This window comes from Bradyrhizobium sp. 87 (assembly GCF_023073015.1).
GTDB classification, from domain to species: Bacteria; Pseudomonadota; Alphaproteobacteria; order Rhizobiales; family Xanthobacteraceae; genus Bradyrhizobium; species Bradyrhizobium canariense_D.
In genome coordinates this window covers 194,465-219,575 of record NZ_JADPIQ010000075.1, presented here as the reverse complement: position 1 = coordinate 219,575, position 25,111 = coordinate 194,465, and the positions used below count along the sequence as shown (strand labels likewise).

Sequence of the window (25,111 nt, the reverse complement as noted above, 5' to 3'; positions counted from 1 at the left end):
ACGTTCTGTGGGTGCGAAGGTTCCTGATCAGGAACGAGGGCTGATCACGCGGGTCTCACATCGGGTCCTTCAGCGTGAGCCGCGCCGTGAATGTCACGCTGGTCTTGCCAACCAGCGCCATGCCTTCGACTTCGGCGCCGTCGGCGGAATAGTCGCCGGAAAAGCCGCAGGTCACTTCCCTGCCGCCGAACGCGAGCGGCTTGCCGACGGCCTCGGTGTGCTGATTGACGGTCATGTCGCCACGCCATTTCCCGTTCCGGAAGGTGTAGCTGCCGGTGTAGTAGAAATAGCTGTCGCCGCCCATGATGCGGCCATCGCAGAGCACGACGACGCCTTTGGCCTGGCCGCGCTTGCCGTCGCGCATCTCGATCTCAAAGATGTAGAGGCCGTTGAGGACCTTCTGTGGGTTGCCGCCCTGCTCGAGCCCATCGCCGGCCGACATCGCTCATCTCCCGTTCAAACCGGCACATTCCGCTCGAGATCTTCAAGCCACGCCGCAGCGCTCGAATCCGACGGCGCACGCCAGTCGCCGCGCGGCGACAACGAGCCGCCGGCCGAAACCTTGGGTCCGTTCGGCATCGCCGAGCGCTTGAACTGGCTGAAAGCGAAGAAGCGGCGCAAGAACACCTCCAGCCAGCGGCGTATTTCCTTGAGATCGTAGGCCTTGCGCTTGTCGGTCGGAAATGCCGGCGGCCACTCGCCCTGGGCAACGTCTTTCCAGGCCTGCAGCGCCATAAAGGCGATCTTGGACGGCCGCATGCCGAACCGCAGCGTGTAGAACAGGTTGAAATCCTGGAGCTCGTAGGGGCCGACCGAAGCTTCCGTGCTCTGCGGCTTCTCGCCGGGCTCAGCCGGAACCAGCTCCGGCGAGATTTCGGCCGACAGGATCGATCCAAGCGTTTGGTTGACGTCGTCGGTGAACTGCTTGGAGGCAATCACCCAGCGGATCAGATGCTGGATCAGCGTCTTCGGCACCCCGGCGTTGACGTTATAGTGCGCCATCTGATCGCCGACGCCATAGGTGCACCAGCCCAGCGCGAGTTCGGAGAGATCGCCGGTGCCAATCACGAGGCCGCCATGATGGTTGGCGAGCCGGAACAGATAGTTCGTGCGCAGACCCGCCTGCACATTCTCGAATGTGACGTCATAGACCTTCTCGCCCTTGCCGAAGGGATGGCCGATGTCCTTCAACATCTGCGTCGCCGTGGTGCGAATGTCGAGCTCCTGCCAACTCGTCTGCAACGCCTTCATCAGCGCCAGCCCATTGGTCTTGCTGTCGCTGCCGGTGGCAAAGCCCGGCATGGTGTAGGCGAGAATGTTCTCTCGCGGCAGGCCAAGAAGGTCGACGGCCTTAGCGGCGACGATCAAAGCATGGGTGGAATCGAGTCCGCCCGAGACGCCGATAACGACGCGCTTGGTACCGGTCGCACGCATGCGCTGGACGAGGCCCGCGACCTGAATGTTGTAGGCCTCATAGCAGTCCTGCTCGAGCAGGCTCTCGTCGCTCGGCACGAACGGAAAGCGCTCGACCTTGCGCAGGAAGCCGATATCGGCGGCCGGCGCCTTCAGGGCGAAGCCGACTTTTCGGAAGAAGGCTTCGCGCTGCCGGCGATTGTCGTCGAACGTACCCATCAGCGCGCGTTCCTGCCTGAGCAGGTCGAGATCGACGTCGGCCAGCGTGATCTGGCCGCCCTGGCGGAACCGCTCGCCCTCGGCCAGCAGCACGCCGTTCTCGTAGATCGAGGTCTGGCCGTCCCAGGCCAAATCCGTGGTCGATTCTCCTGCCCCGGCCGCGGAATAGACGTAAGCCGCGAGGCAGCGGGCCGACGTCGATTGGCACAAGAGCGCGCGCGAGCGGGCGCGGCCGATCGTGATCGGGCTGCCCGAGAGATTGATCAGCACGCTCGCGCCCGCAAGCGCGAGCTCGGAGGCCGGCGTTACCGGGATCCACATGTCCTCGCAGATCTCGACGCCGATGGTCAGGCCCGGAACGTCCTCGGCTGCGAACAGGAGGTCGACGCCGAACGGGGCATGCAGCCCGCCAAAGGCGACCATCTCTCCGACGATGCCGGCGCCGGAGGCGAAATGCCGCCCCTCGTAGAATTCGCGATAGGTCGGCAGGTAGCTCTTGGGCACCACGCCGAGGATCTTGCCGCGATGGATGACGACCGCGCAATTGTAGATCCGATTGCCAAAGCGCAGCGGCGCGCCAACGATCAGGACGGTCATCAGGGACGAGGATGCCTCGACGATGGCCACAAGCCCGCGCTCGACCGCATCGAGCAGCGGATCCTGCTTCACGAGATCTTCGATTGCATAGCCGGACAGGCAGAGCTCGGGGAACACGGCAACCGCCACCGACTGCGCGTGGCAGTCCTTCGCCGCCGCCAGAACCGCAGCTGCGTTGGCCGTGGGATCAGCCACATGAGAGGTGGTGACGCAGGCCGCCACGCGCGCAAATCCGTGGGCATAGATCGAGTGGAAACTCATCGAGCACAGTCCCTTTGTCTCGTCGCGACCGGCCTCCGCCGGCTCTGGACTCCATTTAACCCATCGACATGGCCCCGTGCAGGCCATTCAACGGCATGCATAACGGATTTGCAGCTTCGCTGCCCGGCCGTGCCCTTGAGGCAGTCTCAGGCTCTGCGCGCCAGCATGCCGGGCAGATCGTCGCGCAGCCACTCGGCGATCCGGGGCCAGGCATGGGCGTGGGTCCGCGCGCCCATGAACAGGCCAAGATGGTTGCTGGGCTGGGAGGCCGCCGCAATGAACGCCGGCGGTGTGCCGAGCAAGCCGGCGGTGGCGAGCGCCTGCGCAGCCGGCACGACGTCGTCATCGAGTCCGGCCAAAAGGAAGACCGGCGCCTTGACGTCCTTCAGATCAATCCCGCGGCCGAGTGCCGTGAACTGGCCGCGCGCGATCCGGTTCTCCCGGAAAATCCAGTTGACGATCTCGAGATAGTAGGTGCCGGGCAGATTGAGGGGCTCGGCATTCCAGCGCTCGAAGCGTGCCAGCAGCGCCGCACCGTCCTCGCCGGAGAGGTCGCTCTGCAGCGCCGTCGCGATGTCGTCGCGGCTCGGTGCCTTCGACCAGAGCCGCAGCATCTCTTCGCCGCTGACATTGCCGCCGCCGCGGGCGACGAGCTGGTCGTAGACCATCTCCGGCGCGTTGCGGGCGAGCTGCGACAGCCTGGAGTCAATGGAGAGGTCGACGGGCGCGCCAGCCAGTACCAGCCGCCGCACCTTGGCGGGAAAGCGCGCCGCATAGAGCAGCGAGAGCCAGCCACCCTGGCACAGGCCGACGAGATCGACCGGCGCGCCGATTTCGTCGATGGCGACGTTGAGATCACCGAGATAGCTGTCGATCGAGAGATAGCGCATGTCGGGTGCGGCCGAGCGCCAGTCGGTGAGATAGACCCGGTCGATGCCGCCATTTTGCAGGGACTGCACAACGCTGTGGCCGGGCGCGAAGTCGGCGATCAGGGCCCGGTGCAGCGCATAGGGCGCGCAGACCAGTGCCGGCTGGCCGGCCCCCGTCCGCGCGCAATTACGCAGGCGCATGGTCGCAAGCTCCAGCGCGACGGAGTTGGGCGTGGTCCAAGGCAGGCTGCTGTCGGCCAGCTCCGACGGGCCGCGCTCGAGCCATCCAAAGCAGGCGTCCATGGCAATCCGCGCCGCAGCGAACGGCCACAGCAGCGGGTCATCCGGGACCGGCTCCGGTGCGCGCAGCTGTTTGCCGGTCTTCTCCGCCATGGCTATCCCACGGTCCTCACAGGAAGGCCTCGAAGCTGACGAGCGAAATACCGCGCTCGCGAAAACTCTGATGGGTCGCGGCCACCGAGCCGTCGAGATCGATGCCGCGGCAGGCGTCCTCGATGACGGCGACCTCGAACCCGGCCTTGCGGGCATCGTCCGCCGAGAAGCGAACGCAGAAGTCGAACGCGAGGCCGGCGACGAAGACGGTGTTCAACTCGCGTTCGCGCAAATATCCGAGCAGGCCGGTCGGCGTTGTCCTGTCGTTCTCGAACAGCGCCGAATAGGAATCGATGCCGCGCCGAAATCCCTTCCGCACCACCAGATTTGCGCGGGTGACGTCGAGATCGCGATGAAATTCGGCGCATGCGGTGCCCTGCACGCAATGGCTCGGCCACAGCACCTGGACGCCGTAGTCGAGCACGATGGTCTGGAACGGCTGTTTGCCCGCATGGTTCGGCGCAAAGGAGACATGATCGCGGGGATGCCAGTCCTGGGTCAGCACCACATTGGCGAATTTTTGGGCGATCCGATTGATGGCGGGGACGACCTTCTCGCCGCCGGGCACGGCGAGCGCCCCGCCCGTGCAAAAATCGTTCTGCACGTCGATGACCAGCAGCACGTCGCGGTCGGAAATCTTCATCGCAAGGTCCATTCCAGGCCATCCGCGCGAGCGGCGCCGAAGGCACGTCTGCAGTGTCGATCTTCCCGGGCTGCTTCGCAACCAACGAGAAGGTGCGGCGATCTGCGCGAATGCGCCCCGTCGGTCCCGGGATGCAACGGTTTGGGCTGATGCGTGTTGACTAGATCCACCCGGGGACGGATTCTGACAGCCGTTCGCGTCTTGCGATCGGATAGAGCGGAGGAAGCGGTTCCCGCAGCCGGAAAGGCTGCGGCAGCCATACGCACATGACCATCGGCAAGACAGGACAGATTCTTCTCGCCGATATCGGCGGCACCAATGCGCGCTTCGCGCTCAGTCAGGGCGATCAGACCGGACCGATCGACTACGTCAAAGTGGCAGACTTCCCGACCGTCCGGGAAGCCATTGCCGATGTTCTCGCGCGTCGCTGCCACGGCCAACCGCCCCCAAGGGCCGTGCTGGCCGTCGCAGGACCGGTGACCAACAACCGCTGCGTCATGACCAACAGCCCATGGGTCATCGACGGCAACGAGCTTCAGCCGGCCCTCGGCTTCGACAGCGTCCATGTTCTTAACGATTTCGAGGTGGTGGCCTGGTCCCTGCCCGCCCTGCAGCCCGCCGACCTGATCCCGCTCGGCGGACAGGATGGCCTTCCCGAAGAGCCGTTGCTGGTGGTTGGCCCTGGAACCGGCTTTGGCGTGTCCTGCCTGGTCGAGCGCCACGGCTCACGGCTGGCCGTCGTCACCGAGGCAGGCCACGCGACCCTGCCGGCGGAGGACGAGCGCGAGGAACGCGTGATCGCGTGCATGCGCCGACGCCTCGGCCATGTCTCCATCGAGCGTGGCGCGTTGTCCGGTTCGGGCCTGCAAAGCCTGTACGAGGCGCTGGCCGAGGTGGAAGGCGCTCAGGTGCCGCATCGCGATGCTGCCGCCATCACGAAGGCCGCCCTGGAAGGCAGTTGCGAGCTCAGCCGCAAGACGCTGGAGATGTTTTGCGCCATCCTCGGCTCGGTCGCGGGCAATCTCGCGGTGACCTTCGGCGCACGCGGCGGCGTTTATATCGCCGGCGGAATCGTGCCGCGCTTTCCTGACTTCCTCGCAGCCTCCGCATTCCGGGCGCGCTTCGAAGCCAAGGGACGCTTCCAGGACTATCTGCGCGACATCCCGACCAGACTGGTCACGAAACCTGATGCGAGTTTCCTCGGCCTGACGATGTTCGCGGAGCACAACCAGCCTTAAACGGCGCGCGCCTCCGTCCGCGGGTTCCAGTCATGCACAGCTGATTGCGCGGCACGCGCGCGCGACGCGGGATCGTGCTTGCGCGCACGTCCCGGATGAGAAACAATCCTAGCTTGTGCGTGGCGTAGTTGCGGGGGCGTGACATGCGTAAGCAGGATCTGGGTTTCGACTATCACCGCTATCACCGCCTGCTGCTCGAGGCGGACGACGAGGGCAAGCGGCTGGCCCTGATCGAGCTCTTGATCGAGGAAAAGGCGCGTGACCGCCTCGCAGCCCAGCGCGCTTCGGACCGCGCCGCCATGACGGCCCACACCATCGCCACGGTGCTGAAGAACGGGCGCCACTGAAACGCGTGATCGCACTCCAGTGCCCGAAAATGCGGTATCGATTGCGATTTCGTTAACGATCCCTCGAAAGCTCGCGTCAAACTTTTTGCTCTAGGAGTTCCCCACCTGATCCAATTCAGGGGCAACAAAGGGGGGAATGAACATGAGCATGATTTCGATCGCCGCGATGCCGGCCACCAGCGAAACGCGTTTGGCCGATTCTTCGTTTTCTTCGTTCAAGACCATCTTGCTGTTTTGCTGCACGGGCCTGGTCGCCTCGTTCGGCCTGATGGCGCGCGGCATCGATCTCGGCGCCGGCCTGATGTGAAGCCGCGACGAATTCCGTCGCGAAATGGCCGCCCCTGATGGGCGGCCATTTTCATTTTGGTCTCAGTTCGGCGTCTTCGCTGCCGCTTCCGGAAACATCGAATCGATCATCGCCTTGAGCTGATCGATCGAAATCGGCTTGCGCAGGATCGGCCGGCGCCTGAGCAAGGACGGCAGCAGCTCCGGACCGTAGCCCGTGGCGAACAAAAACGGCTTCCCGCGACGCTCGATCAGATCGGCGACCGGATCGACGTAGAGGCCCTTGAGATTGATGTCGAGGATCGCAAGATCGTACTGCGCGGTCATGGCGAAAGCGCTGGCGTCCCGAACATTATCCGCTTCCGCGATGACGTGGTGGCCGAGTTCCTCCACCATGTCCGTCATCATCATCCGGATCAACGTCTCGTCTTCGACCAGGAAAACGGAGAGTCCGTCCGCCATATCAACCCCGCCCATCAGCTTCCCAAGCTAATCATAACCGAATTGCGAAGAGCATTCACGAATTCGTGGCGGGGTCCGTTAATTCGACGCGCCCGATCCGATTCCACTTGATCAATCCAATCCTCGTTCGTGGCTGAGCCGCACCATCTCCTGCACGAACACCTGCTTTTGTTTGTCATCGAGGCTCGAATAGAGGGGCTCGGCGGCGTCGGCGACATTGCGCTGGTCGGCAGCGCGGTCGATCAGGAATTGGGCCTCGTTGCGCATCTGCTCGACGATGTCGTCGGGAGGATCCCGCTTGGCGCGCGCAACCCGCAGGTTGAGCCGCTCGGCACCGTTATGCCCGAGGTAGTGCATGGCGCTCGAGAAACCGTACCAGTGCTTCTCCTGCTCGGGCGTGAGGTTCAGCTCGGTCTTGATCCGCTCGATATAGGAGTCGCTGTTGGTGACGATCTGGTCGGCGGTCAATTGCGGCGCGCCGGTCTGGGTGAGGACCGTGACATCCTTGTCCTGCGGCGCGTTCTTCGCCTCCTTGCTCGCCTTGGCGCCCTTGCCCGCCTTGGCGCTCTTGGCATCTTTGTCCTTGCCGGCGCCCTGCTTGGCGTCCTTGGCCGCATCCTTGCTTGCATCCTTGCTCGGATCTCTGGCGGCAGGCGCCTGATTGCCATTATTGCCAACGCCGAGCACGCCGGTGAACACACCGACCACACCGCCGATCGCGCCGCCGAGCACACCGCCGACCGGACCCGCCGCCTTGTTCCCGGCCGCCGCTCCTTCCTGAACCCCTTTGACCAGGCCTTGAGCGTTCGCCACCGCGGCTGCGCCGAGCAGCAACACGAAAACGGACCCCAGCGCGAACCATCGTCGCAGGTAAAGCCGCGCGGGCGGCGCCGGGTTGATCATTCTGGTCTCCATCTCGATCTGATTAGGCTCTTGGGGATGAGAACCACCCGCCAGCTGCAACTCTATCGTTTTCACCGCTTCGAGGTCTAGGCGCCGACAAATGCTATCCACGCCCGAAAAGTGTTTGCCGCGAGGTGCTTATGCAGGCTCCTTGGAAACTGCGGCGTAATTGCGCACATGTCGGTCGGGTGCGCCAGCGCCAAGTGTGCGTCGCAAAACAACCGGCCGTGGTTCATGGTCCGCGCATGAGGTCGAGGGCGCTGCCGCGTTCCCGGACACAACGTTAGTTCTAGGCGCAAGCCGTTCGGTTTTCTCGACAGACGCAATCAATCATGATCTGATCGCGCTACCAATTTGCCTTCGAAGCCGACGGCATCAACAAGAAACGTCGAACAAGAAACTTTCGAAAAGAAAATCAAAAGCAGAACTCGGAAGAGTTCAGAGGAACGCCAGAACAATAAAACACCCAAGCGAGGAAACGAGATGTCACGCAAGACACTGACGCGACGTCAATTTGTGGCTGCCACTGCAATGTCCTCCGCGGCGCTGATCACGGCGCCCTATGTCCGAGGCGCTTACGTCGCCGGCAAGCTCTCGATCGGCTTCTGGGACCACTGGGTGCCCGGCGCCAACGATGCCTCCACCGCGCTCGTCAAGGAATGGGGCGAGAAGGAGAAGGTCGAAGTCTCGATCGACTACATCACCAGCAACAACAAGAAGATCGAGCTGACGGCAGCGGCCGAAGCCCAGGCCAAGTCCGGTCACGACATTCTCCAGATGCCGAGCTGGTGGCCGCACGCCTATTCCGAGAATCTCGAACCGCTCAACGACGTCATGGAGCCGCTCATCAAGCAGAACGGCGAGGTGAACGACACCGTCAAATATCTCGGGCGGTCGGGCGGCAAATGGCTCGCAGTGCCCGCGACGCCGGGAAGCCAGATCAAGGGCCCCTGCTCCCGCATAGATCTCATGAAGAAACACGCCGGCATCGACGTGCAGGAGATGTATCCAGTCGGCGCTCCGCCAAAAGCAGACAACTGGACCATGGAGACGTTCCTGAAGGCGGCCGAGGCCTGCCACAAGGCCGGCTTCCCCTTCGGCATCGGTCTCGGCGAGACCACCGACAGCGTCGACACCGCCGGCGCGATCTTCCAGTCGTTCGGCGCCGAGCTCGTCAACGCCAAGGGCGATATCACCGTCAAGACCGATGCAGTGCGGCAGGCGCTCGAATTCTACAAGAAGCTGATCGCCGTCCTGCCCACCGACGCGCCGTCCTGGGACGATGCCTCCAACAACAAATGGCTGATCTCGGGCCGCGGGGCGATGATCCTGAATCCGCCGAGTGCCTGGGCGGTCGCCAAGCGCGACGCACCGCAAGTCGCCGAACAGTGCTGGACGCACGGCTTCCCGTCCGGTCCGAAGGGACGTTTTGCGCCCTTCCTGCCGTACTTCTGGGGCGTCTGGGCCTTTGGCAAGAACAAGGAAGCGGCCAAGAGCTTGCTCGTTCACCTGTCCTCGCCGGCGGCGATCGAGAAGTTCGTCGCGGCGAGCGGCGGGTACGATCTGCCGGCCTACGCGAACATGACGAAGTTCAAGACCTGGGCCGAGGAAGGGCCGCCGAAGGGCACGCTCTTCCACTATCCGGATCCCTACAAGCAGCAGACGATGTCGATCGCCGCGTCTCCGGCGCCGCCGAAGATCGCCCAGCAGATCTACTTCCAGGCGACGCTGACCAAGATGGCGCTGCGCTTTGCGCAAGGAGAGAAGTTGGAAACCGCGCTCGCCTGGGCCGAAGGCGAGTGCGAAGGCTTCATGCGAACCTGAGCCGGGCTTGTGCCATGGCGGTTCACGCTTCGCGCGTGAGCCGCCGAGGCACACTCGCTCGATCCGCTTGCCGAATGAAGCCGACGGCTGCGCCGGCTTCGCCGTCCTACATGTCCTGCTACGTGTCCTGCAAAAGAGGCTAACGTCATGGCCGATGTCGTCGTTGAGCAAGGCCGTCCCGCTCGAGCTGCGAGCCCGCGCAAACGGGCGAGCCTGCGCAATGCAATGGGACGGAAATCGACCGTCGCGTTCTTCCTGACGCTGCCGCTGATCCTCCTGATCGCCCTGCTCGTGCTCTATCCCGCCTTCTATTCGGTCTACCTGGCGACGCTGAACAAGGCGATGACGAAGTTCGTCGGCCTCAGCAACTTCACCTTCCTGTTCAAGCGCGAAACGTTCTGGATGGTGGTGAGACAGTCCTGCATTTTTGCGATTACCGCCGTGGTCTTCAAGGCGCTGATCGGCTTCATCGTCGCGCATTTCGTCCACAACATTCCCGGCAAGAAGCAACGTAAATGGCGCGGCATGCTGCTGGTGCCCTGGGTGATCCCACCGGCGATGAGCACGCTGGCATGGCTGTGGCTGTTCGATCCCTCCTACAGCGCCTTCAACTATACGCTGTCGTTCTTCGGCATCGGTCCGATCCCGTGGCTCGGTGACACCTTCTGGGCGCGCTTCTCCGTCATCCTGGTCAACGTCTGGTATGGCGCGCCGTTCTTCCTGATCATGTACCTGGCCGCGCTGAAATCCGTACCCGACCAGCTCTACGAAGCCGCAGCGATCGACGGCGCCAATTGGTGGCAGAAGATCTGGCACATCACCTTGCCGATGATGCGCAACATCATCGCCATCACCACGCTGTTCTCGCTGATCGTCACTTTCGCCAATTTCGACATCGTGCGCATCCTCACCTCCGGCGGTCCGCTGGACCGGACGCATTTGTTCGCCACCTGGGCGTTCCAGGTCGGCATCCAGAGCAGCGACATTCCGCTCGGCGCCTGCGTCTCGCTGTTCATGGTGCCGATCCTCGCCGTCGCAGCGGTCTTCATCCTGCGCGATGTCAACAAACGTGGGAACGAAGCCTGATGAGCACGCTCGCAATCGACAAGGCGGGACCGACACGCAAGGTCAAGCTTCGAAGCATGAGCCGCGACCGCACCTGGGCGCTGCGCTGGTCCTACTTTTTCCTGGTGCTATTTGCGATCTTCTTCCTGATCCCGCCGATCTACATGCTGATCACTTCGCTCAAAAGCAGCGCGGAGATCTCGGCCGCCACCAATCCGTGGTGGGTATTTCATCCGACGCTGTCGAACTATGTGGAGCTATTGACCTCGAACCAGTTCCTGCGATTCTTCTGGAATTCGTCAATGATCTCGATCGTGGTCGTGATCGTGACGATGCTGATCAGCATTCCGGCGGCGTTTGCATTGGCGCGGATGAAGTTCTGGGGCTCGGCGACGCTCGCGACCGGCGTCTTTCTCACCTATCTGATCCCGGACAGCCTCCTGTTCATTCCCTTGTTCAAGATGCTCGCGGTGGTCCAGGACGTCACCGGCATCACCCTTCTCAACCGCTGGTACGTGCTGGTGTTCATCTATCCGACGCTGACCGTGCCGTTCTGCACCTGGATCATGATCGGTTATTTCGCCTCGATCCCGAAGGAGCTGGACGAGGCGGCTCTCATCGACGGCGCCTCCTGGCTCCAGACCCTGACGCGGATTTTCATTCCCGTTGCCCTTCCTGGCCTGATCGCAGCGACCATCTTCGCCTTCACCGTGTCCTGGGCGCAGTTCCTCTATCCGCTGGTGTTCACGACATCCATCGACCAGCTCGTGCTGCCGGTCGGCATCACCACCACGCTGATCAAGGGCGACGTCTTCAACTGGGGGCAGATCATGACCGGCGCGCTGCTTGGCGCTGCCCCGCCGCTGGTCATCTACGCCTTCCTGATGGACTATTACATTGCCGGCCTGACCGCCGGCGCGACAAAGGGTTGATGTCTTATGGCTGAGGTTGCGTTGCGGAAGGTGGTCAAGCGTTACGACGACGTCGAGGCGGTGCGCGGCATCGATCTCGACATCTCAGACCATGAGTTCATCGTGCTCGTCGGCCCCTCCGGCTGCGGCAAGTCGACGACCTTGCGGATGATCGCGGGACTCGAGGACATCACCGACGGCGACATCATGATCGGCGGGGACGTCGTCAACGACGTGCCGCCGAAGGATCGCGACATCGCGATGGTGTTCCAGAACTACGCGCTCTACCCGCATATGACGGTCGCGGAGAACATGTCGTTCGGGCTGCGGCTCAAGCACTATCCCAAGGCCGAGATCAAGGCGCGGGTGACGGAAGCCGCCCGCCTCCTCGACATCACCGACCTGATCGACCGCAAGCCGAAGCAGCTCTCCGGCGGCCAGCGCCAGCGCGTCGCCATGGGGCGGGCCATCGTGCGCAACCCAAAGGTCTTCCTGTTCGACGAACCGCTGTCCAATCTCGACGCCAAGCTGCGCGTGCAGATGCGGATCGAGATCAAGAAGGTGCACCAGAAAGTGCGCACCACGACGGTCTACGTCACCCACGACCAGGTCGAGGCGATGACGCTGGCTGATCGCGTCGTGGTGATGAACAAGGGTCGGATCGAGCAGATCGGCACCCCGAACGAGCTCTACCACAAGCCGGCGACGCGCTTCGTCGCGGGCTTCATTGGCTCGCCGGCGATGAACTTCATTCCGTGCCGTCTCGAGGACGTTGGCGGCAAGCTCAACGTCCGCCTGACGGATCGCATCTCATTCCCGTTGCCGCCGGCCCGCGCCGCCCGTTACAGCGCGCTGCCCCGATCTGAAAACCTGTTGCTCGGCATCCGTCCCGAACATCTCACGGAATCGCATGCGCATCTCGAGCCGGGTGTCGAGACCTTCGACACCGTGCTTGATGTCACCGAGCCGATGGGAATGGAGACGCTGGTCTATTTCGGACTGGAAGGCACGCCCGTCTGCGGCCGTGTCGATCCCAATGCGGGCGCCAAGGACGGAGCACCCATACGTTTGGCGATGGACCTCAACAATATGCACCTGCTAAACGAGGCGACCGGCGCCGTCTTGTGACGGCCGGCCAAGAAACTCGCGCAGGTAGGGACGATGTCGACCAACAAGAAGAAAATCTTTGTCACGCAAACTTTGTCGCAAGGGGCGCGCGCCCTCCTCACCCAGCGAGATGATATCGAGCTCATCGAGTTTCCGAACCTGATCTCCGCCAGGGATTTCGAGGCCTTGCTGAAGAGCCACGCGCCGGTCCATGGCGTGGCGCTCGGCGCCACCGCTTTCGGCGAGACCGAGCTCGAAGCCTCGAAGGACATGAAGGTGGTGACCCGGATCGGCGTCGGTTACGACGCCGTCGACGTCCCCGCCCTCTCCCGCCGCAAGGTGCCGCTGATGGTCGCCGGCAGCGCGAACTCGCCCTCGGTCGCCGAACAGGCGCTGTTCATGATGCTGACACTGGCAAAACGCGCGCAGGAGATGCACGCCTGCGTGAAAGACGGCAAATGGGCGGACCGTCTCGGCATGCTGCCGTTCGATCTCTACGGCAAGACCGTCCTCATCATCGGCTTCGGCCGCATCGGCACCCGCACCGCCAAGCGCTGCCTGGCGATGGACATGAATGTGCAGGTCTATGATCCCTACAAGGCAGCCGCAGAGATCAAGGCAGCAGGCTGCGAGCCGGTCGCCGACCTCGATGCCGCGCTGCCTCACGCCGATTTCGTCACCATCCACTGCCCGAAGACGCCGGAGACCGTCGGTCTGTTCGACGCGGCGCGGATCGGCCGGATGAAGCCGAAATCCTACCTCATCAACACCGCACGCGGCGGCATCGTGAAGGAGGCGGCGCTGTACGACGCGCTGGTCTCGGGCAAGCTCGCCGGTGCCGGCATCGACGTGTTCGAGGCGGAGCCGCCACCGGTCAGCAACGCGCTGTTCGCGCTGCCCAACGTCATCATGGCGCCGCACGTCGCCGGCGTGACGGTCGAGGCGGTGAGCCGGATGAGCGAGCAGACCGCGCGCAACATCCTGAGTGTGCTGGACGGCGATCCTATCCGGCAGAACATCATCAATCAGGATGTCCTGGGCTGAGCGCATCTCCGGGCTAGGCGGTTCTCTTGGGCGGGGCGATCAACCCGCCGCCTTCGGAACGCCAGAATGAGTCCCATTTTGGTGCAGATCGAGCCCTCACTCAGCCTTAATCAAACCCGCGTAATAGGTCCGGCCGCGGCGGCAGTGGGACAGACTTGCCGGCCGCGTCGAGCTGGAGGATGGACCCTTGTCAGAGATCGACCCGACCGACCACGCGTTGGCGACCATCGCCAGCATCCTGGAGCATCCTGAACCCGTCCTCGTCGTGCGCGAGACCGAGACTGTGCGCGAGACCGAGACTGTCACCGTGACTGAAATGGTGGTTGCTGGTGAGCATGGGGTCGCGGACGAGCACCCGATGGTCGACGAGCATCCGGTGGTCGAGGAGCAGCCGCTGGTGCCGGAGCACGCCGACGCCGACGGCTACAGCAAGGTCGGCCCCGGGCCGATGGTGGCGATCCGTCTGAAATGGACGGTCCATCGCGGCGATGACGGCCAGTTCTACGTCCACGAGACCATCGGCGAGCAGTCCGTGCCCGTGGTCAGCGGCCCGATGACCGGCGAAGCCGCGGTGCATTTCGTCGACGCGCATGAGGACGAGGCGCATCGGCGCTTCGAAGAGCTGCGCAGCGAGATCGCCGGCCGCAGCTCGCTCGCCGATTACGAGCGCAAGGGCGAAGCCTAGCGCGCTCTCGCGCGAAGTGGATGCCGGTTCGGCTTATCGTCGTCCGAGATAATCCTTCTTCACGAGCTCGACGCCTGCGTGCCGCAACAGGTCGTAGGCGGTCGTGACGTGAAAGAAGAACTGCGGAACGCTGAAGGTCAGCAGCAGCGTCCGCCCGGTGAAGGGCAACTCGGTCCCGTTCTTCAGCCTGAAGAAGACATTCCGCTCCGCCGCAGCATTGATCTCTGCGCGCGGCAGGCTTTCGATGAACTCGATTGACGTCGCGATGCGGGCCTGGAGCCCGGCCATGTCGTGCTCCAGCACCGGCAGCGCCACCGGCTCGCGGTCGGCGAGCAAGGCCGCGGCGACCGTGGCGTGGCGACAGGCCTCGCCGATCTGTTGCGCCAGATCGTACATGTCGGGCGCCATGCGCATGCCGAGCAGGACGGCCGGGTTGAACTTCCGGGCCTCGGCATAGGCAACGCCCTTGTCGAGCAGTGCGGAGAGGTTGCGCAGATACGGCACGAAGAGTCCGACCGAGGCGTCATACATTGAGATCGTCACTTCAAAATTCCCTTCAATTCCGCCTCGCCAGAGACGGGCATCTGGTCTAAATCCAGGCCTCAAGACAGGCCTCGAGAGCTGCACAATGACAGCTTGGACATGGGTGGAAAAGAGATGATCGTTCGAATGACCATTCGAATTCTGGCGACTTTGGCCGTGGTCCTGCTGGCAAACCTTTCGGCCCACGCACAGCAGACGGCGCCGTCCCGCCTCGACGAGATAGTCAAGCGCGGCACTTTGCGCGTCGGCATGACCGGCGACTACAAGCCCTTCACCTATCTCGACAAGACGACGCAGCAATTCAGTGGCTTCGATGTCGACATGGCGGAGGCACTCGGCAAGGCGCTCGGCGTCAAGGTCGAATTCGTGCCGACGGCCTGGCCGAAGCTGATGAAGGATTTCGAGGCCGATCAGTTCGACATCGCCATGGGCGGCGTCTCGGTCACGCTCGACCGGCAGAAGAAGGGCTTCTTCTCCACGCCGATCATGCGCGAGGGCAAGACGCCGATCGCGCGCTGTGCCGATGTCGGCAAATACCAGAGCATCACCGACATCGACAAGAAGGGCACCCGCGTGATCGTCAATCCCGGCGGCACCAACGAGCGCTTCGCGCGTGCCAACATCAAGGACGCCGACATCACCGTCTTCCCGGACAATACCGTGATCTTCGACGAGATCGCCAAGGGCAATGCCGACCTGATGATGACCGACGCCTCGGAGACGCGCTACCAGCAGAAGCAGCATCAAGGCGTGCTCTGCGCGGTGCATCCCGACAAGCCGTTCGATTTTTCCGAGAAGGCCTATTGGCTCCAGCGCGACATGGCGCTGAAGGCCTTCGTCGATCAATGGCTGCATATTTCGATGCAGGACGGCAGCTACAAGAAGATCTACGCCGCCTGGTTCGATTAGGGCCGCGTCCTCCTGTCGCTTGTGCCGGCCAAACTTTGGACCGGCTCCGGTGTTATTGAACCCGAAACGCAGAAGCCACGACTCATACGGTGACAGTGATCTAGATCACTTTTTGCGATCGAACCGGGGCGTAAGCGTCGGTGCGGGGACCACCTGTTTCAGGAGATGCGAAATGAGGAAGCTGTTGGCCACGGCCGCATTCCTTTTGGCGAGCACCGCTGCGCAGGCGCAGTACACCTTCGACTATGGCGGGCGCACCATCCGCATTGATCCCGACCGCGGCACGGTGCAAATCCCCGGCGTCTACGACAACACCGGCCAGGGCAAGGCGAAGAAAGCCAAGAACGATGCCAAGGGGGCTCCCAAAGCGGACCCGCAGGCACCGCAACAGGCCAAGGCTGATCCGCAGCCGCCTGCCGATCCGGCGCCGGCCCCAACACCTGTCACGGCGCCGCCGGCGGCCGAGCAGGCCCCTGTCCAAGCTCCCGTCCAAGCCCCCGTGGCCGTGGCGCCTCCTGCCCCGCCAGCGCCTCCGGCCACCACGGCTAACAAGGCTCCGGCCGAAGAGGCGCTTGTGCCGCCGCCTCAGCCGACCCCAAGTGCTGCCCCGACGGTGGCAGTCGCGCCGCCGGCGCCATCTCCGCCTCCTGTCCCGGCGCCTGCTCCCGTTCAGTCGGCCGCCGTCGCGCCGCCGGCTCCCGCAACCGCGGCCACGCGCGACCTCAATTCACCGCTCGGCGTCTGGCTCACCGAGGAGAAGGAAGGCAAGGTCCGCATCGAGCAATGCGGCAGCAATCTCTGCGGCTACTCGGTCGATTCGAAATCGAACCAGAATGGCGAGCAGGTTCTGATCAACATGAAGCCCGGCAAGGACCAGAACAAGGACCCAAAATGGTCCGGCCGGATCCTCGATCCGAACTCCGGCTCGACCTACGATTCAACCATCGCGCTGAAGGGCACCGATCGCCTGCGCGTGCAGGGCTGCGCCTTCGGCGGCATGTTCTGCGGCGGCCAGACCTGGACGCGGGTGAACTGACTTCCCGCGACACTCTGACCGAGACAAAGGGCCCGCAATGCGGGCCCTTTTGCTTTTACCCCTCGCTTTCCGGGATGTGCGCGACATCACAGAGCCCGTCGCGCGCGTGACAGCCCTCACATCGCCGGTTCCGCGTCCGTGACACGATCCCCGCATAATCAACCCTAGGGGCGTGTCATGAACGGATTTCGCAAGGCTCTCTTCGCCACAATCATAGTCATCGCGTTGCCGGCCGCGCAGGCCAGCGCCAGCACATTCGACGGCGCATGGAATGTCCGCATCTCGTCATCGAGCGAGACCTGCGGCAACGGCTCGACCGTCGCCATCGGCATCAACAACGGTCAGATCGCCTCGAGCAGCGCAATGGTGACGGCGTCGGGCCGCGTCGCGGATGCCGGCAGCATCAATGTCACCTTGAGCACCGGCATCAAGCGCGCCGTCGGCTTCGGCCGCCTCAGCGGCACCTCCGGCTCCGGCACGTGGCGCGGCAGCATGTGCACGGGAACGTGGACCGCCGAGCGGATGTAAGGTGTCGTGCCCCGGACAAGCAGCGACGAGAAGCGTTGCTGCGCAGAGCCGGGACTCAGCAGTCCTGATGCCGTCAAAAGTTTTGGGCCCCGGATCGGCGACGCATCGCCGCGGGGCGATGCGTCTTGTCCGGGGCACGAGAGCTAGCCCAACGCGGCCCCATACTCCGCGTCGCTCACCGGCTCCAGCCACGTCGAATAGACGCCGTCGAGCGCTTCTTGCATGGCGATATGGCACATGCCGTTGGTCGGCGATCCGCCGTGCCAGTGCACCTCACCCGGCGGAATCCAGACGGTGTCGCCGGGACGGATCTCCCTGACGGGCCCGCCTTTGGTCTGAACGCGGCCGACACCGGAGATGACGTAGAGGGTCTGCCCGAGCGGATGATGATGCCAGTTGGTGCGTGCGCCAGGCTCGAACGAGACACGCGAGCAGTTCAGCCGTGCCGGCGCGGGCGCCATGATCACCGGGTCCTGCCAGACGGTGCCGGTGAAATTTTCCTTGGGCGCGCGGCGGGTCAGCCGCGTGCCTGCAACAGTGATCTCCATTGGGATTACCTCGCTTCTTTCCCGATTACTTCTTGCTTGCTGCGTAGCGCGCCTTGGTCTCGGCGTTCATGGGATAGAGGCCCGGGAGCACCGCGCCATTGTTCACCTCGTTGACGATCCAGGCTTCCATCCGCTCCTGCTCGACACCCTCGTTGAGCACTTGTTCGAGCATCGCCTGCGGGATCAGCACGCAGCCGTCCTGGTCGGCAACAACGATGTCGTTCGGGAACACCGCAACGCCGCCGCAGCCGATCGGCTCGCCCCAGCCGACGAAGGTCAGACCGGCGACTGACGGCGGCGCGGCATAGCCGTCGCACCAGACCGGCAGGTTGGTGCCGAGCACGCCCTCGACGTCACGCACGACACCGTCGGTGACGAGTGCGGTGACGCCGCGCTTCATCATGCGCGCGCATAGGATGTCGCCAAAGATGCCGGCGTCGGTGATGCCCATGGCGTCGACCACGGCGATGCAGCCCTCCGGCATTGCCTCGATCGCGGTGCGGGTCGAGATCGGCGACGACCATGACTCCGGCGTCGCCAGATCCTCCCGCGCCGGCACGAAGCGCAGCGTGAAGGCCGGTCCCACCAGGCGCGGCAGACCCGGACGCAGCGGACGCGCGCCGCGCATCCAGATGTTGCGCAGGCCCTTCTTCAGCAGGACCGTGGTGATGGTGGCAGTGGTGATGCCGGCGAGGGTCTTGCGGGCTTCGGGGGACAGCGACATGGAAACAGACGAGCTCCGGATGGGCGGGAAAGAACGCGCATCTTGCGGGGTGCGGGCCTTGCGTCAAGGGCCAATAGGATACCAATCATGCAGGGCCGCAGCGCAGTTATGCGTCGCGATAACAAGGGTTTATCGCCTCCCCTGCATTAATTTATTGGACTTGCGGGCGCATTTACGCGAAGCAGGGACAAGCGGAGCTCAAGGCCGAGCCCGCGTATCTCCAGAAGCCCGATTTCGACAGCCCATGTCCGCGACGCTTCCCCCGCCCCGCCTGCTGCCCAGTGGCGACAGCGCCGTCACGGTCGAGTTCAGCCGTACCATCGACGACGACGCCAACCAGCGCGTGCTGGCGCTCGACAAGGCGCTCGCAGCGAGTCCGATCGATGGCATCACCGAGTCCGTGCCGACCTATCGCTCGCTGCTGGTGCATTACGATCCCGGCAAGATCGGCTTTGATGAACTTGGCGAAAAGCTGCTCGCGCTCGCCAGCCAGCCGCTGCCGCCGGCCACCAAGGCCCGCCGATGGCGAATTCCCGTCGCCTATGGCGGCGAGCACGGCATCGACCTCGAGGACGTCGCGAAGGCGCTGAACACCACACCCGACGACATCGTCGCGCGCCACGTCGCCGGCGACTACAAGGTTGCCATGATCGGCTTCACGCCGGGCTGGTCCTATCTCAGCGGCCTCGACAAATCCCTGCAGATGTCGCGGCGGCAGAATCCACGGCTGCTGACGCCTGCCGGCACGATCTCGATCGGCGGCATCCAGGCCGGAATCCAGTGCCTGGCGGCCCCGAGCGGCTGGCACCTGCTCGGCCGCACGCCGGTGCGGACCTATCAGCTCCACCGCAATCCGACCTTCCTCACCGAACCCGGCGATCGCGTGACGTTTTTCGCGATCGACCACAAGACATTCGAGGAACAGGACCGCGCTGCCGAGGCCGGCGAGATCATTGCCGAGCAGGTGGTGGCATGAGCCGGCTCGTGATCGCCAGCATCGGGCCGGCAAGCTCGGTCCAGGACGGCGGACGCCATGGCGCGCAACGCTATGGCCTGACGGTCAGCGGAGCGATGGACCGCCTGTCGCTCGCGGCGGCGAACACGCTTGTCGGCAACGAACCGTTCGCAGCCGCTGTCGAGGTCGGCCCGTTCGGCGCCGCGTTCACCGCGCGCGACGGTGCCGTGCGCGTCGCGATCTCAGGCGCGCCGCGCAATGCGGACATCGCCGGCAGTCCGGTCGCCACGGACACATCGGTGACGCTGAAAGACGGCGAGACGCTGACGCTGGGTTTTGCTCGCGGCGGTGCGTTCACCTATCTGGCGATCGAAGGCGGGATCAAGGGCGAGCCGGTGTTCGGCAGTCTCGCAGTCAACGCCCGTGCCGGTCTCGGCAGCCCCTACCCGCGCCCGCTGCAGGCCGACGACGAATTCAGCGTCGATGCCGCAAGCGGTGCACCGGAACAGCGCATCGAACTGCCGAAGCCGTCGAGCGGTCCGATCCGCGTCCTGCTGGGTCCGCAGGACGACGAGTTCGACGACGCCAACAAGGCGCTGTTCCTCGACAGCGAGTGGAAGATCTCGGCGACCTCCGATCGCATGGGCTACCGGCTGGAAGGTCCCGCGATCAAGCATCTGCACGGCCACAACATCGTCTCCGACGGCACGGTCAACGGCAGCATCCAGGTGCCCGGCAACGGCGCGCCGATCGCGCTGATGATGGATCGCGGCACCTCCGGCGGCTACCCGAAGATCGCGACCGTGATCACGGCCGATGTCGGCCGTCTCGCGCAGACCTCAGCGGGAACGGCGTTCCGCTTCAAGGCGGTCAGCATGGCCGAGGCGCAGGACGAGGCGAAGAAATTTGCGCAGCTGATCCGCAACCTGCCCGATCGCCTGCGTTCTGCCGACACCGTGGCGCTCAACATCGAAGCGCTCAGCGATGCCAACGTCGCGGGCTATGCTGTCAGTGCCGTCGACGCCGGGACCTGGCAGGTCGCGGCCGAGCCGTAAACGACAAGACGACCAGAGACGGAGAGCAACCCATGAAGACGATCGATCTCAATTGCGATCTCGGCGAAGGTTTTGGCGCTTGGGAGATGGGCAATGATGCCGCCATGATCGAGCTGGCGAGCTCGGTCAACGTCGCCTGCGGCTTCCACGCGGGCGACCCCGACATCATGCGCCGAACGGTCGAGCTGGCGAAGGCGCGCGGCGTCTCGGTCGGCGCGCATCCTGGCTATCGCGACCTGCACGGCTTCGGCCGCCATCCGATCGCGGGCCTGAAGGCCTCCGAGATCGAGAACCTCGTCGCCTACCAGATCGGCGCGCTGCAGGCGATCGCGACCGCGGCCGGCCACAAGGTAACGCATGTGAAGGCGCATGGCGCGCTCTCCAACGTCGCCTGCGAGGACGACATGACGGCGAAGGCGATCGCCGCCGGCATCAAGGCGGTCGACCCGAGCCTGATTTTCGTCGTGCTCGCCAATTCCAAGCTGGTGAAGGCCGGCGAAGCCGCCAATCTGCCGATGGTGCACGAGGTGTTCGCCGACCGCGCCTATGAGGACGACGGCAATCTCGTCTCGCGCAAGAAGCCCGGTGCAGTGCTGCATGACGCCAAGGCCATCGCCGACCGCGTGGTGCGCATGGTGCAGGACGGCGCGGTGGTCTCGGTCACCGGCAAGGTCATCAAGATGCGCACCGACACGGTCTGCATCCACGGCGATACGCCGGGCGCCGTCGACATCGCGCGCGGTCTGCGGCAGGCTTTGAAGGATGCAGGGATCGAGGTCGCGCCGTTCAAGCGCGGAGCGTGATCAGAACGGGTGTACCGACAGCGTGCCGAACACGATCACGGCGATGACGGCGAAGGCGCTGTACATTGCGGCATGATGCACGCTCGCACCGGTCCGCCGCGAGAGCGAGCGCGCGTAGAAGTGCAGCCTGGCTTCCGCCGATAGTTCGCGCATGGTCGATCTCCAACGCCCCATTCGGACCATTATGAAGGATCAACCGGGGTGGCGGGCAAGAGACCGGCGGAAATAGCGATGCGGGTTCTCTGAAAACCCCGCATCGCAGGAGCAAATTCTCCTCGCCCGCCACTTCCGAGAATCTTATTCGCTCAAATCCGAGCCAGTTGGAACCGGCTCGGATGACCGTAGGATGACATCTAGTAGACGTCAGCCTGGAAGCGGCCCGTCTTCTTGAGTTCTGCGACAAAACTGACGGCTTCGTCGGTCGAACGCGCCCCGAATTGGGCGACGATATCGACCAGTGCACGCTCGACGTCCTTGGCCATGCGTTTGGCATCGCCGCAGATGTAGAAATGCGCCCCCTCGGCGAGCCACGTCCACACCTCGCGGCCGACCTCGCGCATGCGGTCCTGCACATAGAACTTCTTCTCGCCGTCGCGCGACCAGGCCAGCGACATACGCGTGAGCAGGCCCGAGGTCTTCATCGCGTTGAGCTCCTCCTGGTAGAAGAAGTCGCAATCGCTGCGCTGATGGCCGAAGAACAGCCAGTTCTTGCCAGGCGCACCGGTCGCCTTGCGGTCGAACAGGAAGGCGCGGAACGGCGCAATGCCGGTGCCGGGCCCGATCATGATGATCGGCGTCTTCGGATCCTGCGGCAGGCCGAAATTGTGCGCCTTCTGCACATAGACCTTGAGCTTCTCGCCCTCAGCGATGCGCTCGCCGAGGAAGGTCGAGGCAACGCCGATGCGCTTGCGTTTGCCGATCACGTAGCGCACGGAATCGACCGTCAGCGACAGCTTTCCAGGCGTCGCATTGTGCGAGGACGAGATCGAATAGAGCCGCGGCTGCAGCGGCTCGAGCGCCTCCACGAAGGCTTCGGGATGCGGCCGCGTGCCCGAGAACTTCTGCAGCGCCGCCATGACGTCGAGCGTTGCGGCATCGCCATCGGGATCCTCGCCCTGTGCCAGCGCCCGCGCCTTCTCGCGCTGCGCGCCGCCGGTGATGAAGGAGAGCAGTTCGAATAGCGTGTCGGGCGCCGGCGACAACGAGACGTCGTCGATCAGCACCTCGCGCAGCGTCTTGCCGTTGACCTTCGTGGTGTGGGAGGCACCGAGCAACGCGATGACCTGGTCGACGAGGCCGAGCTCGTTCCGCGCGAACACGCCAAAACTGTCACCGACGACGTAGTCGAGTTTGCTCTCGGAGAGATCGAACTCGACGTGATAGGTTTCCTTCTCGGACTTTCCCTTGTTGAGAAGACGGCGCGACAGGAAGGTCGCCGCAACGGGGTTGTCCCGCGAGCGGCCGGGCTCGGCGATCGTCACGGTCACGGCGGGGGCCGCCACCGCGTCTTGCTTGTCAGCCGGCTTTGCCGCCGGCGCCTTGTCCAGCTCTTCGTGCAACGACTTCAGCATCCGTGCGGTTTCCTTGCCACCGGGGACGCAGAGGTTGAGGCGCGCTTCACTGCGGCTCGCGATCGCCTCCGAATAGTCGTGGCAATTGTAGCCGCACTGCCCGCAATCCTGCTGCGCCATCGCCGCCATCATCTTGCGCCGCACGGGACGGCCTTCGGCGAGCTTCATCCGATCGGCGATCGGCATGGTCTGGTCGTGCCACGGCGCTTCACCGTCGTCACCGTCAGCAGCCTGCATGACCGCGGCGCCCTGCTCCGCCGACAGCGGCGTGGCCGCCTCAGGCGACAGCAGCCCGGCAAAGAAGCCGTTCAGCCAGGAGCGTTGCGCGTCGGAGAACGGGGCGCTCGTGGGAATAATGTCGAGTTTGGGTGGAGGGCTGATCTGGTTCATGAGGACACCTCGGCATCGGCAAGCTTGCGCAGCGTCTCGCCGTCGTGGCGGCGCGCAAAGGACAGGAAGGTTTCGTCAGGAGACGAGCGATGGGCGATATAGGCCTTGAGCAGCCCTTCGACCGTCTTCGGCGCGTCCTCGGCCTTGAGGTCGTGATAGACCTCCTGACCGACGTCGGCGTCAGGACCGAACCCGCCGCCGGTGAAGAGATGATAGCCCTCCACCGTGTCCTCCTCGTTGACAGGCACGCGCGCCCCGATCAGACCGATGTCGCTGATGTAGTGCTGGGCACAGGAATGGTGGCAGCCGGTGACGTGGATGTTGACCGGCTTGTCCATCTCGACGCGCGGCTCGCACCATTCGCCGATCTCGGCGGCGTGACGCTTGGTGTTGGAGGCGGCAAAGCGGCAACCGGCATTGCCGGTGCAGGCGATCAGGCCGGCGCGGATGTGCGAGGCCTCGGCCGCGAGCCCGATCTGCTTGATCGCCGCAACGGCAAGCTCGACATTCTCGTCACGCACCCCTGATATCAGCAGGTTCTGCCAGACGGTCAGACGGATCTCGCCGTCACCGAGGTCCAGCGCCACCTTGGCGAGACCCCGCATCTGATCGCAGCTGATCTTGCCGAGCGTCAGCGACACGCCGATCCAGTTCAAGCCGTCCTGCTTCTGCTTGTGCACGCCGATATGCGCCATGCGGTCCGCGGCCGGCCGCGGCGCAAACGCCTCTTCCGTCACGCGCGTGAACGGCGTCTTCAGCCGCTCTTCGACCAGCTTGAGAAAGCCGTCATGGCCCATGGCGTCGAGCACGTATTTCAACCGCGCCTTGTTGCGGTTGGTGCGGTCGCCGTGCTCGATGAAGACGCGCACGATGGCGTCGGCAACGGCGGTAGCGTCTTCAGGCTTGACGACGATGCCGGAATATTTCGCAAAGTCCTTGTGGCCGGTGATGCCGCCGAGGCCGAGGCGGAACCAGATCCCGGGTTCGACGCCGAACCCATCCTTCACCTCATACGCCGTGAAGGCGATGTCGTTGGTCTCCTCGAGCACCGCGATCTTGCCGGCGCCGTCGAAGGCGACGTTGAACTTGCGCGGCAAGCCATACAACGAGCGATCGTTCAGGATGTGGTAGTGCCACTCGCGCGCATAAGGCCGCGTGTCGATCAGCTCCTGCGGATCGATGCCCGCCGTCGGCGTTCCCGTCACGTTGCGGATGTTGTCGGCGCCGGAGCCGCGCGAGCACAGGCCGAGATCCTGTATGCCCTCGATCAGCTTCACGGCGTTCTTCGGCGGGATCTCGCGAAGCTGGAGATTGGCACGCGTCGTGACGTGGCTGTAGGGCCCGCAGGTTTCATCGGCGAGGTCGGCAAGGCCGGACAGTTGCCAGTGCTTCATGATGCCGTTCGGAATGCGCAGACGGCACATGTAGGAGTCCTGCGTCGGCGCGACGTAGAAGATGCCGTAATAGCGCCAGCGGAAATTGTCCGCCGGGCTTGGCGGCGTATTATCGAGCGCCTGCTGGCGGAGACGCGGATAGGCATCGAAGGGATGCTCGTCGCGCTTGACCTTCTCCTGGTCGGCGAGCTTCTTGCCCGCGGCGATCACCTTGTCCTGCGCCTTGATGTGCACGGCATCGGGACCGGTCGGCTCGGCGTTCGCCTTGCCGGCGCCGCCGCCGAGACCGCGACCGACGCGACTGATCTGCAGACCGGTCGTGAAGCCTTCAAGGTAGCGTTTCTGGTCGTCGGTAAAGTCGACTGAGACGGTGTCGAGTTTCATGGTCA

At 64.2% G+C, this 25,111-nt stretch carries 27 protein-coding genes; 15 read left to right on the top strand and 12 right to left on the bottom strand.

What is annotated here, in order from left to right; translation table 11 throughout:
* Positions 1-55: 55 nt before the first annotated feature.
* The 4 genes from IVB50_RS17675 to pncA all read right to left on the bottom strand — a co-directional run bounded on the left by IVB50_RS17675 (position 56) and on the right by pncA (position 4,407).
* A complete protein-coding gene (locus tag IVB50_RS17675; protein WP_018457891.1) occupies positions 56-442 on the bottom strand; it encodes a GrlR family regulatory protein in 387 nt (128 codons plus the stop codon).
* Between the two features lie 14 nt (positions 443-456).
* Complete coding sequence (locus IVB50_RS17670; RefSeq protein WP_247296698.1) at positions 457-2,490, bottom strand: NAD(+) synthase; 2,034 nt, start codon at positions 2,488-2,490, stop codon at positions 457-459.
* A gap of 146 nt (positions 2,491-2,636) precedes the next feature.
* Positions 2,637-3,752 carry an alpha/beta fold hydrolase gene (locus tag IVB50_RS17665; RefSeq protein WP_018457893.1) on the bottom strand — a complete coding sequence of 372 codons (1,116 nt, stop codon included), beginning with the start codon at positions 3,750-3,752 and terminating at the stop codon, positions 2,637-2,639.
* 16 nt (positions 3,753-3,768) lie between these two features.
* Entirely contained in the window at positions 3,769-4,407 is a 639-nt protein-coding gene (gene pncA / locus IVB50_RS17660) for a bifunctional nicotinamidase/pyrazinamidase (RefSeq protein ID WP_247296696.1), read from the bottom strand.
* Between the two features lie 254 nt (positions 4,408-4,661).
* On the opposite strand from pncA, the gene glk reads away from it, so the two are divergent.
* From glk to IVB50_RS17645, 3 genes are all read left to right on the top strand, one after another.
* Positions 4,662-5,633 (top strand): glucokinase, encoded by a 972-nt coding sequence (glk, locus tag IVB50_RS17655; RefSeq protein ID WP_247296693.1) that lies wholly within the window; start codon positions 4,662-4,664, stop codon positions 5,631-5,633.
* 143 nt (positions 5,634-5,776) lie between these two features.
* Positions 5,777-5,980: a hypothetical protein gene (locus IVB50_RS17650; RefSeq protein WP_018457896.1), complete on the top strand. Its 204-nt coding sequence runs from the start codon at positions 5,777-5,779 to the stop codon at positions 5,978-5,980.
* Positions 5,981-6,122: 142 nt separating this feature from the next.
* Positions 6,123-6,287: a hypothetical protein gene (locus tag IVB50_RS17645; protein ID WP_162847220.1), complete on the top strand. Its 165-nt coding sequence runs from the start codon at positions 6,123-6,125 to the stop codon at positions 6,285-6,287.
* Positions 6,288-6,349: 62 nt separating this feature from the next.
* On the opposite strand, the gene IVB50_RS17640 is transcribed toward IVB50_RS17645, so the two are convergent.
* The gene (locus tag IVB50_RS17640) at positions 6,350-6,727 is read right to left on the bottom strand and encodes a response regulator (protein ID WP_026233459.1); all 378 of its coding nucleotides are present in this window, start codon (positions 6,725-6,727) and stop codon (positions 6,350-6,352) included.
* Between the two features lie 111 nt (positions 6,728-6,838).
* Complete coding sequence (locus IVB50_RS17635) at positions 6,839-7,630, bottom strand: Spy/CpxP family protein refolding chaperone (RefSeq protein ID WP_018457899.1); 792 nt, start codon at positions 7,628-7,630, stop codon at positions 6,839-6,841.
* Between the two features lie 483 nt (positions 7,631-8,113).
* Here IVB50_RS17635 and IVB50_RS17630 point away from each other — a divergent pair, with 483 nt between their 5' ends.
* From IVB50_RS17630 to IVB50_RS17605, 6 genes are all read left to right on the top strand, one after another.
* Positions 8,114-9,454 carry an extracellular solute-binding protein gene (locus IVB50_RS17630; protein WP_247296691.1) on the top strand — a complete coding sequence of 447 codons (1,341 nt, stop codon included), beginning with the start codon at positions 8,114-8,116 and terminating at the stop codon, positions 9,452-9,454.
* 147 nt (positions 9,455-9,601) lie between these two features.
* Positions 9,602-10,540, top strand: coding sequence for a sugar ABC transporter permease (locus IVB50_RS17625; protein ID WP_007590928.1), 939 nt, complete (start codon positions 9,602-9,604; stop codon positions 10,538-10,540).
* The gene (locus IVB50_RS17620) at positions 10,540-11,451 is read left to right on the top strand and encodes a carbohydrate ABC transporter permease (protein WP_018457902.1); all 912 of its coding nucleotides are present in this window, start codon (positions 10,540-10,542) and stop codon (positions 11,449-11,451) included. Before IVB50_RS17625 ends, IVB50_RS17620 begins: the two co-directional genes overlap by 1 nt.
* 6 nt (positions 11,452-11,457) lie before the next feature.
* Positions 11,458-12,558: a sn-glycerol-3-phosphate ABC transporter ATP-binding protein UgpC gene (gene ugpC, locus IVB50_RS17615; RefSeq protein ID WP_018457903.1), complete on the top strand. Its 1,101-nt coding sequence runs from the start codon at positions 11,458-11,460 to the stop codon at positions 12,556-12,558.
* A gap of 33 nt (positions 12,559-12,591) precedes the next feature.
* The gene (locus IVB50_RS17610; RefSeq protein WP_085353081.1) at positions 12,592-13,581 is read left to right on the top strand and encodes a hydroxyacid dehydrogenase; all 990 of its coding nucleotides are present in this window, start codon (positions 12,592-12,594) and stop codon (positions 13,579-13,581) included.
* A gap of 187 nt (positions 13,582-13,768) precedes the next feature.
* Positions 13,769-14,266 carry a hypothetical protein gene (locus IVB50_RS17605; protein WP_085385225.1) on the top strand — a complete coding sequence of 166 codons (498 nt, stop codon included), beginning with the start codon at positions 13,769-13,771 and terminating at the stop codon, positions 14,264-14,266.
* A 33-nt stretch (positions 14,267-14,299) separates the two neighbouring features.
* Here the strand turns inward: IVB50_RS17605 and IVB50_RS17600 are convergent, their stop codons facing one another.
* Entirely contained in the window at positions 14,300-14,797 is a 498-nt protein-coding gene (locus tag IVB50_RS17600) for a DUF1993 domain-containing protein (RefSeq protein ID WP_018457906.1), read from the bottom strand.
* 138 nt (positions 14,798-14,935) lie between these two features.
* Here IVB50_RS17600 and IVB50_RS17595 point away from each other — a divergent pair, with 138 nt between their 5' ends.
* From IVB50_RS17595 to IVB50_RS17585, 3 genes are all read left to right on the top strand, one after another.
* Positions 14,936-15,718, top strand: coding sequence for a transporter substrate-binding domain-containing protein (locus IVB50_RS17595; protein WP_018457907.1), 783 nt, complete (start codon positions 14,936-14,938; stop codon positions 15,716-15,718).
* Between the two features lie 172 nt (positions 15,719-15,890).
* Positions 15,891-16,754 (top strand): DUF2147 domain-containing protein, encoded by an 864-nt coding sequence (locus tag IVB50_RS17590; protein WP_204511250.1) that lies wholly within the window; start codon positions 15,891-15,893, stop codon positions 16,752-16,754.
* Between the two features lie 177 nt (positions 16,755-16,931).
* The gene (locus IVB50_RS17585) at positions 16,932-17,282 is read left to right on the top strand and encodes a hypothetical protein (RefSeq protein WP_007590916.1); all 351 of its coding nucleotides are present in this window, start codon (positions 16,932-16,934) and stop codon (positions 17,280-17,282) included.
* 143 nt (positions 17,283-17,425) lie between these two features.
* Here IVB50_RS17585 and IVB50_RS17580 read toward each other — a convergent pair whose 3' ends face one another.
* Complete coding sequence (locus IVB50_RS17580) at positions 17,426-17,830, bottom strand: cupin domain-containing protein (protein WP_018457909.1); 405 nt, start codon at positions 17,828-17,830, stop codon at positions 17,426-17,428.
* A gap of 25 nt (positions 17,831-17,855) precedes the next feature.
* The gene (locus IVB50_RS17575) at positions 17,856-18,554 is read right to left on the bottom strand and encodes a ribonuclease activity regulator RraA (RefSeq protein WP_018457910.1); all 699 of its coding nucleotides are present in this window, start codon (positions 18,552-18,554) and stop codon (positions 17,856-17,858) included.
* A gap of 244 nt (positions 18,555-18,798) precedes the next feature.
* On the opposite strand from IVB50_RS17575, the gene pxpB reads away from it, so the two are divergent.
* From pxpB to IVB50_RS17560, 3 genes are read left to right on the top strand one after another with little or no spacing between them, the layout of a single operon-like run.
* Complete coding sequence (pxpB, locus tag IVB50_RS17570) at positions 18,799-19,530, top strand: 5-oxoprolinase subunit PxpB (protein WP_085353084.1); 732 nt, start codon at positions 18,799-18,801, stop codon at positions 19,528-19,530.
* Positions 19,527-20,564, top strand: a complete 1,038-nt coding sequence (locus tag IVB50_RS17565) for a biotin-dependent carboxyltransferase family protein (protein ID WP_018457912.1) — start codon at positions 19,527-19,529, stop codon at positions 20,562-20,564. Before pxpB ends, IVB50_RS17565 begins: the two co-directional genes overlap by 4 nt.
* Positions 20,565-20,596: 32 nt before the next feature.
* Positions 20,597-21,367, top strand: a complete 771-nt coding sequence (locus tag IVB50_RS17560) for a 5-oxoprolinase subunit PxpA (RefSeq protein ID WP_018457913.1) — start codon at positions 20,597-20,599, stop codon at positions 21,365-21,367.
* Here IVB50_RS17560 and IVB50_RS17555 read toward each other — a convergent pair whose 3' ends face one another.
* The 3 genes from IVB50_RS17555 to IVB50_RS17545 all read right to left on the bottom strand — a co-directional run bounded on the left by IVB50_RS17555 (position 21,368) and on the right by IVB50_RS17545 (position 25,106).
* A complete protein-coding gene (locus tag IVB50_RS17555) occupies positions 21,368-21,520 on the bottom strand; it encodes a hypothetical protein (protein ID WP_247296689.1) in 153 nt (50 codons plus the stop codon).
* A gap of 200 nt (positions 21,521-21,720) precedes the next feature.
* Positions 21,721-23,328, bottom strand: a complete 1,608-nt coding sequence (locus tag IVB50_RS17550; RefSeq protein WP_247296687.1) for a sulfite reductase subunit alpha — start codon at positions 23,326-23,328, stop codon at positions 21,721-21,723.
* Positions 23,325-25,106, bottom strand: a complete 1,782-nt coding sequence (locus IVB50_RS17545) for a NirA family protein (protein ID WP_018457915.1) — start codon at positions 25,104-25,106, stop codon at positions 23,325-23,327. The genes IVB50_RS17550 and IVB50_RS17545 overlap by 4 nt, the downstream gene beginning before the upstream one ends.
* Between the last annotated feature and the right edge of the window lie 5 nt (positions 25,107-25,111).

Excerpts from the sequence above, each read along its gene's own strand:
- IVB50_RS17675 (WP_018457891.1), bottom strand. The coding sequence starts at position 442 with ATGTCGGCCGGCGATGGGCTCGAGCAGGGCGGCAACCCACAGAAGGTC.
- IVB50_RS17555 (WP_247296689.1), bottom strand. The coding sequence starts at position 21,520 with ATGCGCGAACTATCGGCGGAAGCCAGGCTGCACTTCTACGCGCGCTCG.
- IVB50_RS17640 (WP_026233459.1), bottom strand. The coding sequence starts at position 6,727 with ATGGCGGACGGACTCTCCGTTTTCCTGGTCGAAGACGAGACGTTGATC.
- pxpB (WP_085353084.1), top strand. The coding sequence starts at position 18,799 with ATGTCCGCGACGCTTCCCCCGCCCCGCCTGCTGCCCAGTGGCGACAGC.
- IVB50_RS17650 (WP_018457896.1), top strand. The coding sequence starts at position 5,777 with ATGCGTAAGCAGGATCTGGGTTTCGACTATCACCGCTATCACCGCCTG.
- IVB50_RS17590 (WP_204511250.1), top strand. The coding sequence starts at position 15,891 with ATGAGGAAGCTGTTGGCCACGGCCGCATTCCTTTTGGCGAGCACCGCT.
- glk (WP_247296693.1), top strand. The coding sequence starts at position 4,662 with ATGACCATCGGCAAGACAGGACAGATTCTTCTCGCCGATATCGGCGGC.
- IVB50_RS17630 (WP_247296691.1), top strand. The coding sequence starts at position 8,114 with ATGTCACGCAAGACACTGACGCGACGTCAATTTGTGGCTGCCACTGCA.
- IVB50_RS17625 (WP_007590928.1), top strand. The coding sequence starts at position 9,602 with ATGGCCGATGTCGTCGTTGAGCAAGGCCGTCCCGCTCGAGCTGCGAGC.
- IVB50_RS17585 (WP_007590916.1), top strand. The coding sequence starts at position 16,932 with ATGAACGGATTTCGCAAGGCTCTCTTCGCCACAATCATAGTCATCGCG.
- IVB50_RS17565 (WP_018457912.1), top strand. The coding sequence starts at position 19,527 with ATGAGCCGGCTCGTGATCGCCAGCATCGGGCCGGCAAGCTCGGTCCAG.
- pncA (WP_247296696.1), bottom strand. The coding sequence starts at position 4,407 with ATGGACCTTGCGATGAAGATTTCCGACCGCGACGTGCTGCTGGTCATC.
- IVB50_RS17550 (WP_247296687.1), bottom strand. The coding sequence starts at position 23,328 with ATGAACCAGATCAGCCCTCCACCCAAACTCGACATTATTCCCACGAGC.
- IVB50_RS17620 (WP_018457902.1), top strand. The coding sequence starts at position 10,540 with ATGAGCACGCTCGCAATCGACAAGGCGGGACCGACACGCAAGGTCAAG.
- ugpC (WP_018457903.1), top strand. The coding sequence starts at position 11,458 with ATGGCTGAGGTTGCGTTGCGGAAGGTGGTCAAGCGTTACGACGACGTC.
- IVB50_RS17595 (WP_018457907.1), top strand. The coding sequence starts at position 14,936 with ATGACCATTCGAATTCTGGCGACTTTGGCCGTGGTCCTGCTGGCAAAC.
- IVB50_RS17575 (WP_018457910.1), bottom strand. The coding sequence starts at position 18,554 with ATGTCGCTGTCCCCCGAAGCCCGCAAGACCCTCGCCGGCATCACCACT.
- IVB50_RS17670 (WP_247296698.1), bottom strand. The coding sequence starts at position 2,490 with ATGAGTTTCCACTCGATCTATGCCCACGGATTTGCGCGCGTGGCGGCC.
- IVB50_RS17635 (WP_018457899.1), bottom strand. The coding sequence starts at position 7,630 with ATGATCAACCCGGCGCCGCCCGCGCGGCTTTACCTGCGACGATGGTTC.
- IVB50_RS17580 (WP_018457909.1), bottom strand. The coding sequence starts at position 17,830 with ATGGAGATCACTGTTGCAGGCACGCGGCTGACCCGCCGCGCGCCCAAG.
- IVB50_RS17560 (WP_018457913.1), top strand. The coding sequence starts at position 20,597 with ATGAAGACGATCGATCTCAATTGCGATCTCGGCGAAGGTTTTGGCGCT.
- IVB50_RS17545 (WP_018457915.1), bottom strand. The coding sequence starts at position 25,106 with ATGAAACTCGACACCGTCTCAGTCGACTTTACCGACGACCAGAAACGC.
- IVB50_RS17600 (WP_018457906.1), bottom strand. The coding sequence starts at position 14,797 with ATGTATGACGCCTCGGTCGGACTCTTCGTGCCGTATCTGCGCAACCTC.
- IVB50_RS17610 (WP_085353081.1), top strand. The coding sequence starts at position 12,592 with ATGTCGACCAACAAGAAGAAAATCTTTGTCACGCAAACTTTGTCGCAA.
- IVB50_RS17645 (WP_162847220.1), top strand. The coding sequence starts at position 6,123 with ATGAGCATGATTTCGATCGCCGCGATGCCGGCCACCAGCGAAACGCGT.
- IVB50_RS17665 (WP_018457893.1), bottom strand. The coding sequence starts at position 3,752 with ATGGCGGAGAAGACCGGCAAACAGCTGCGCGCACCGGAGCCGGTCCCG.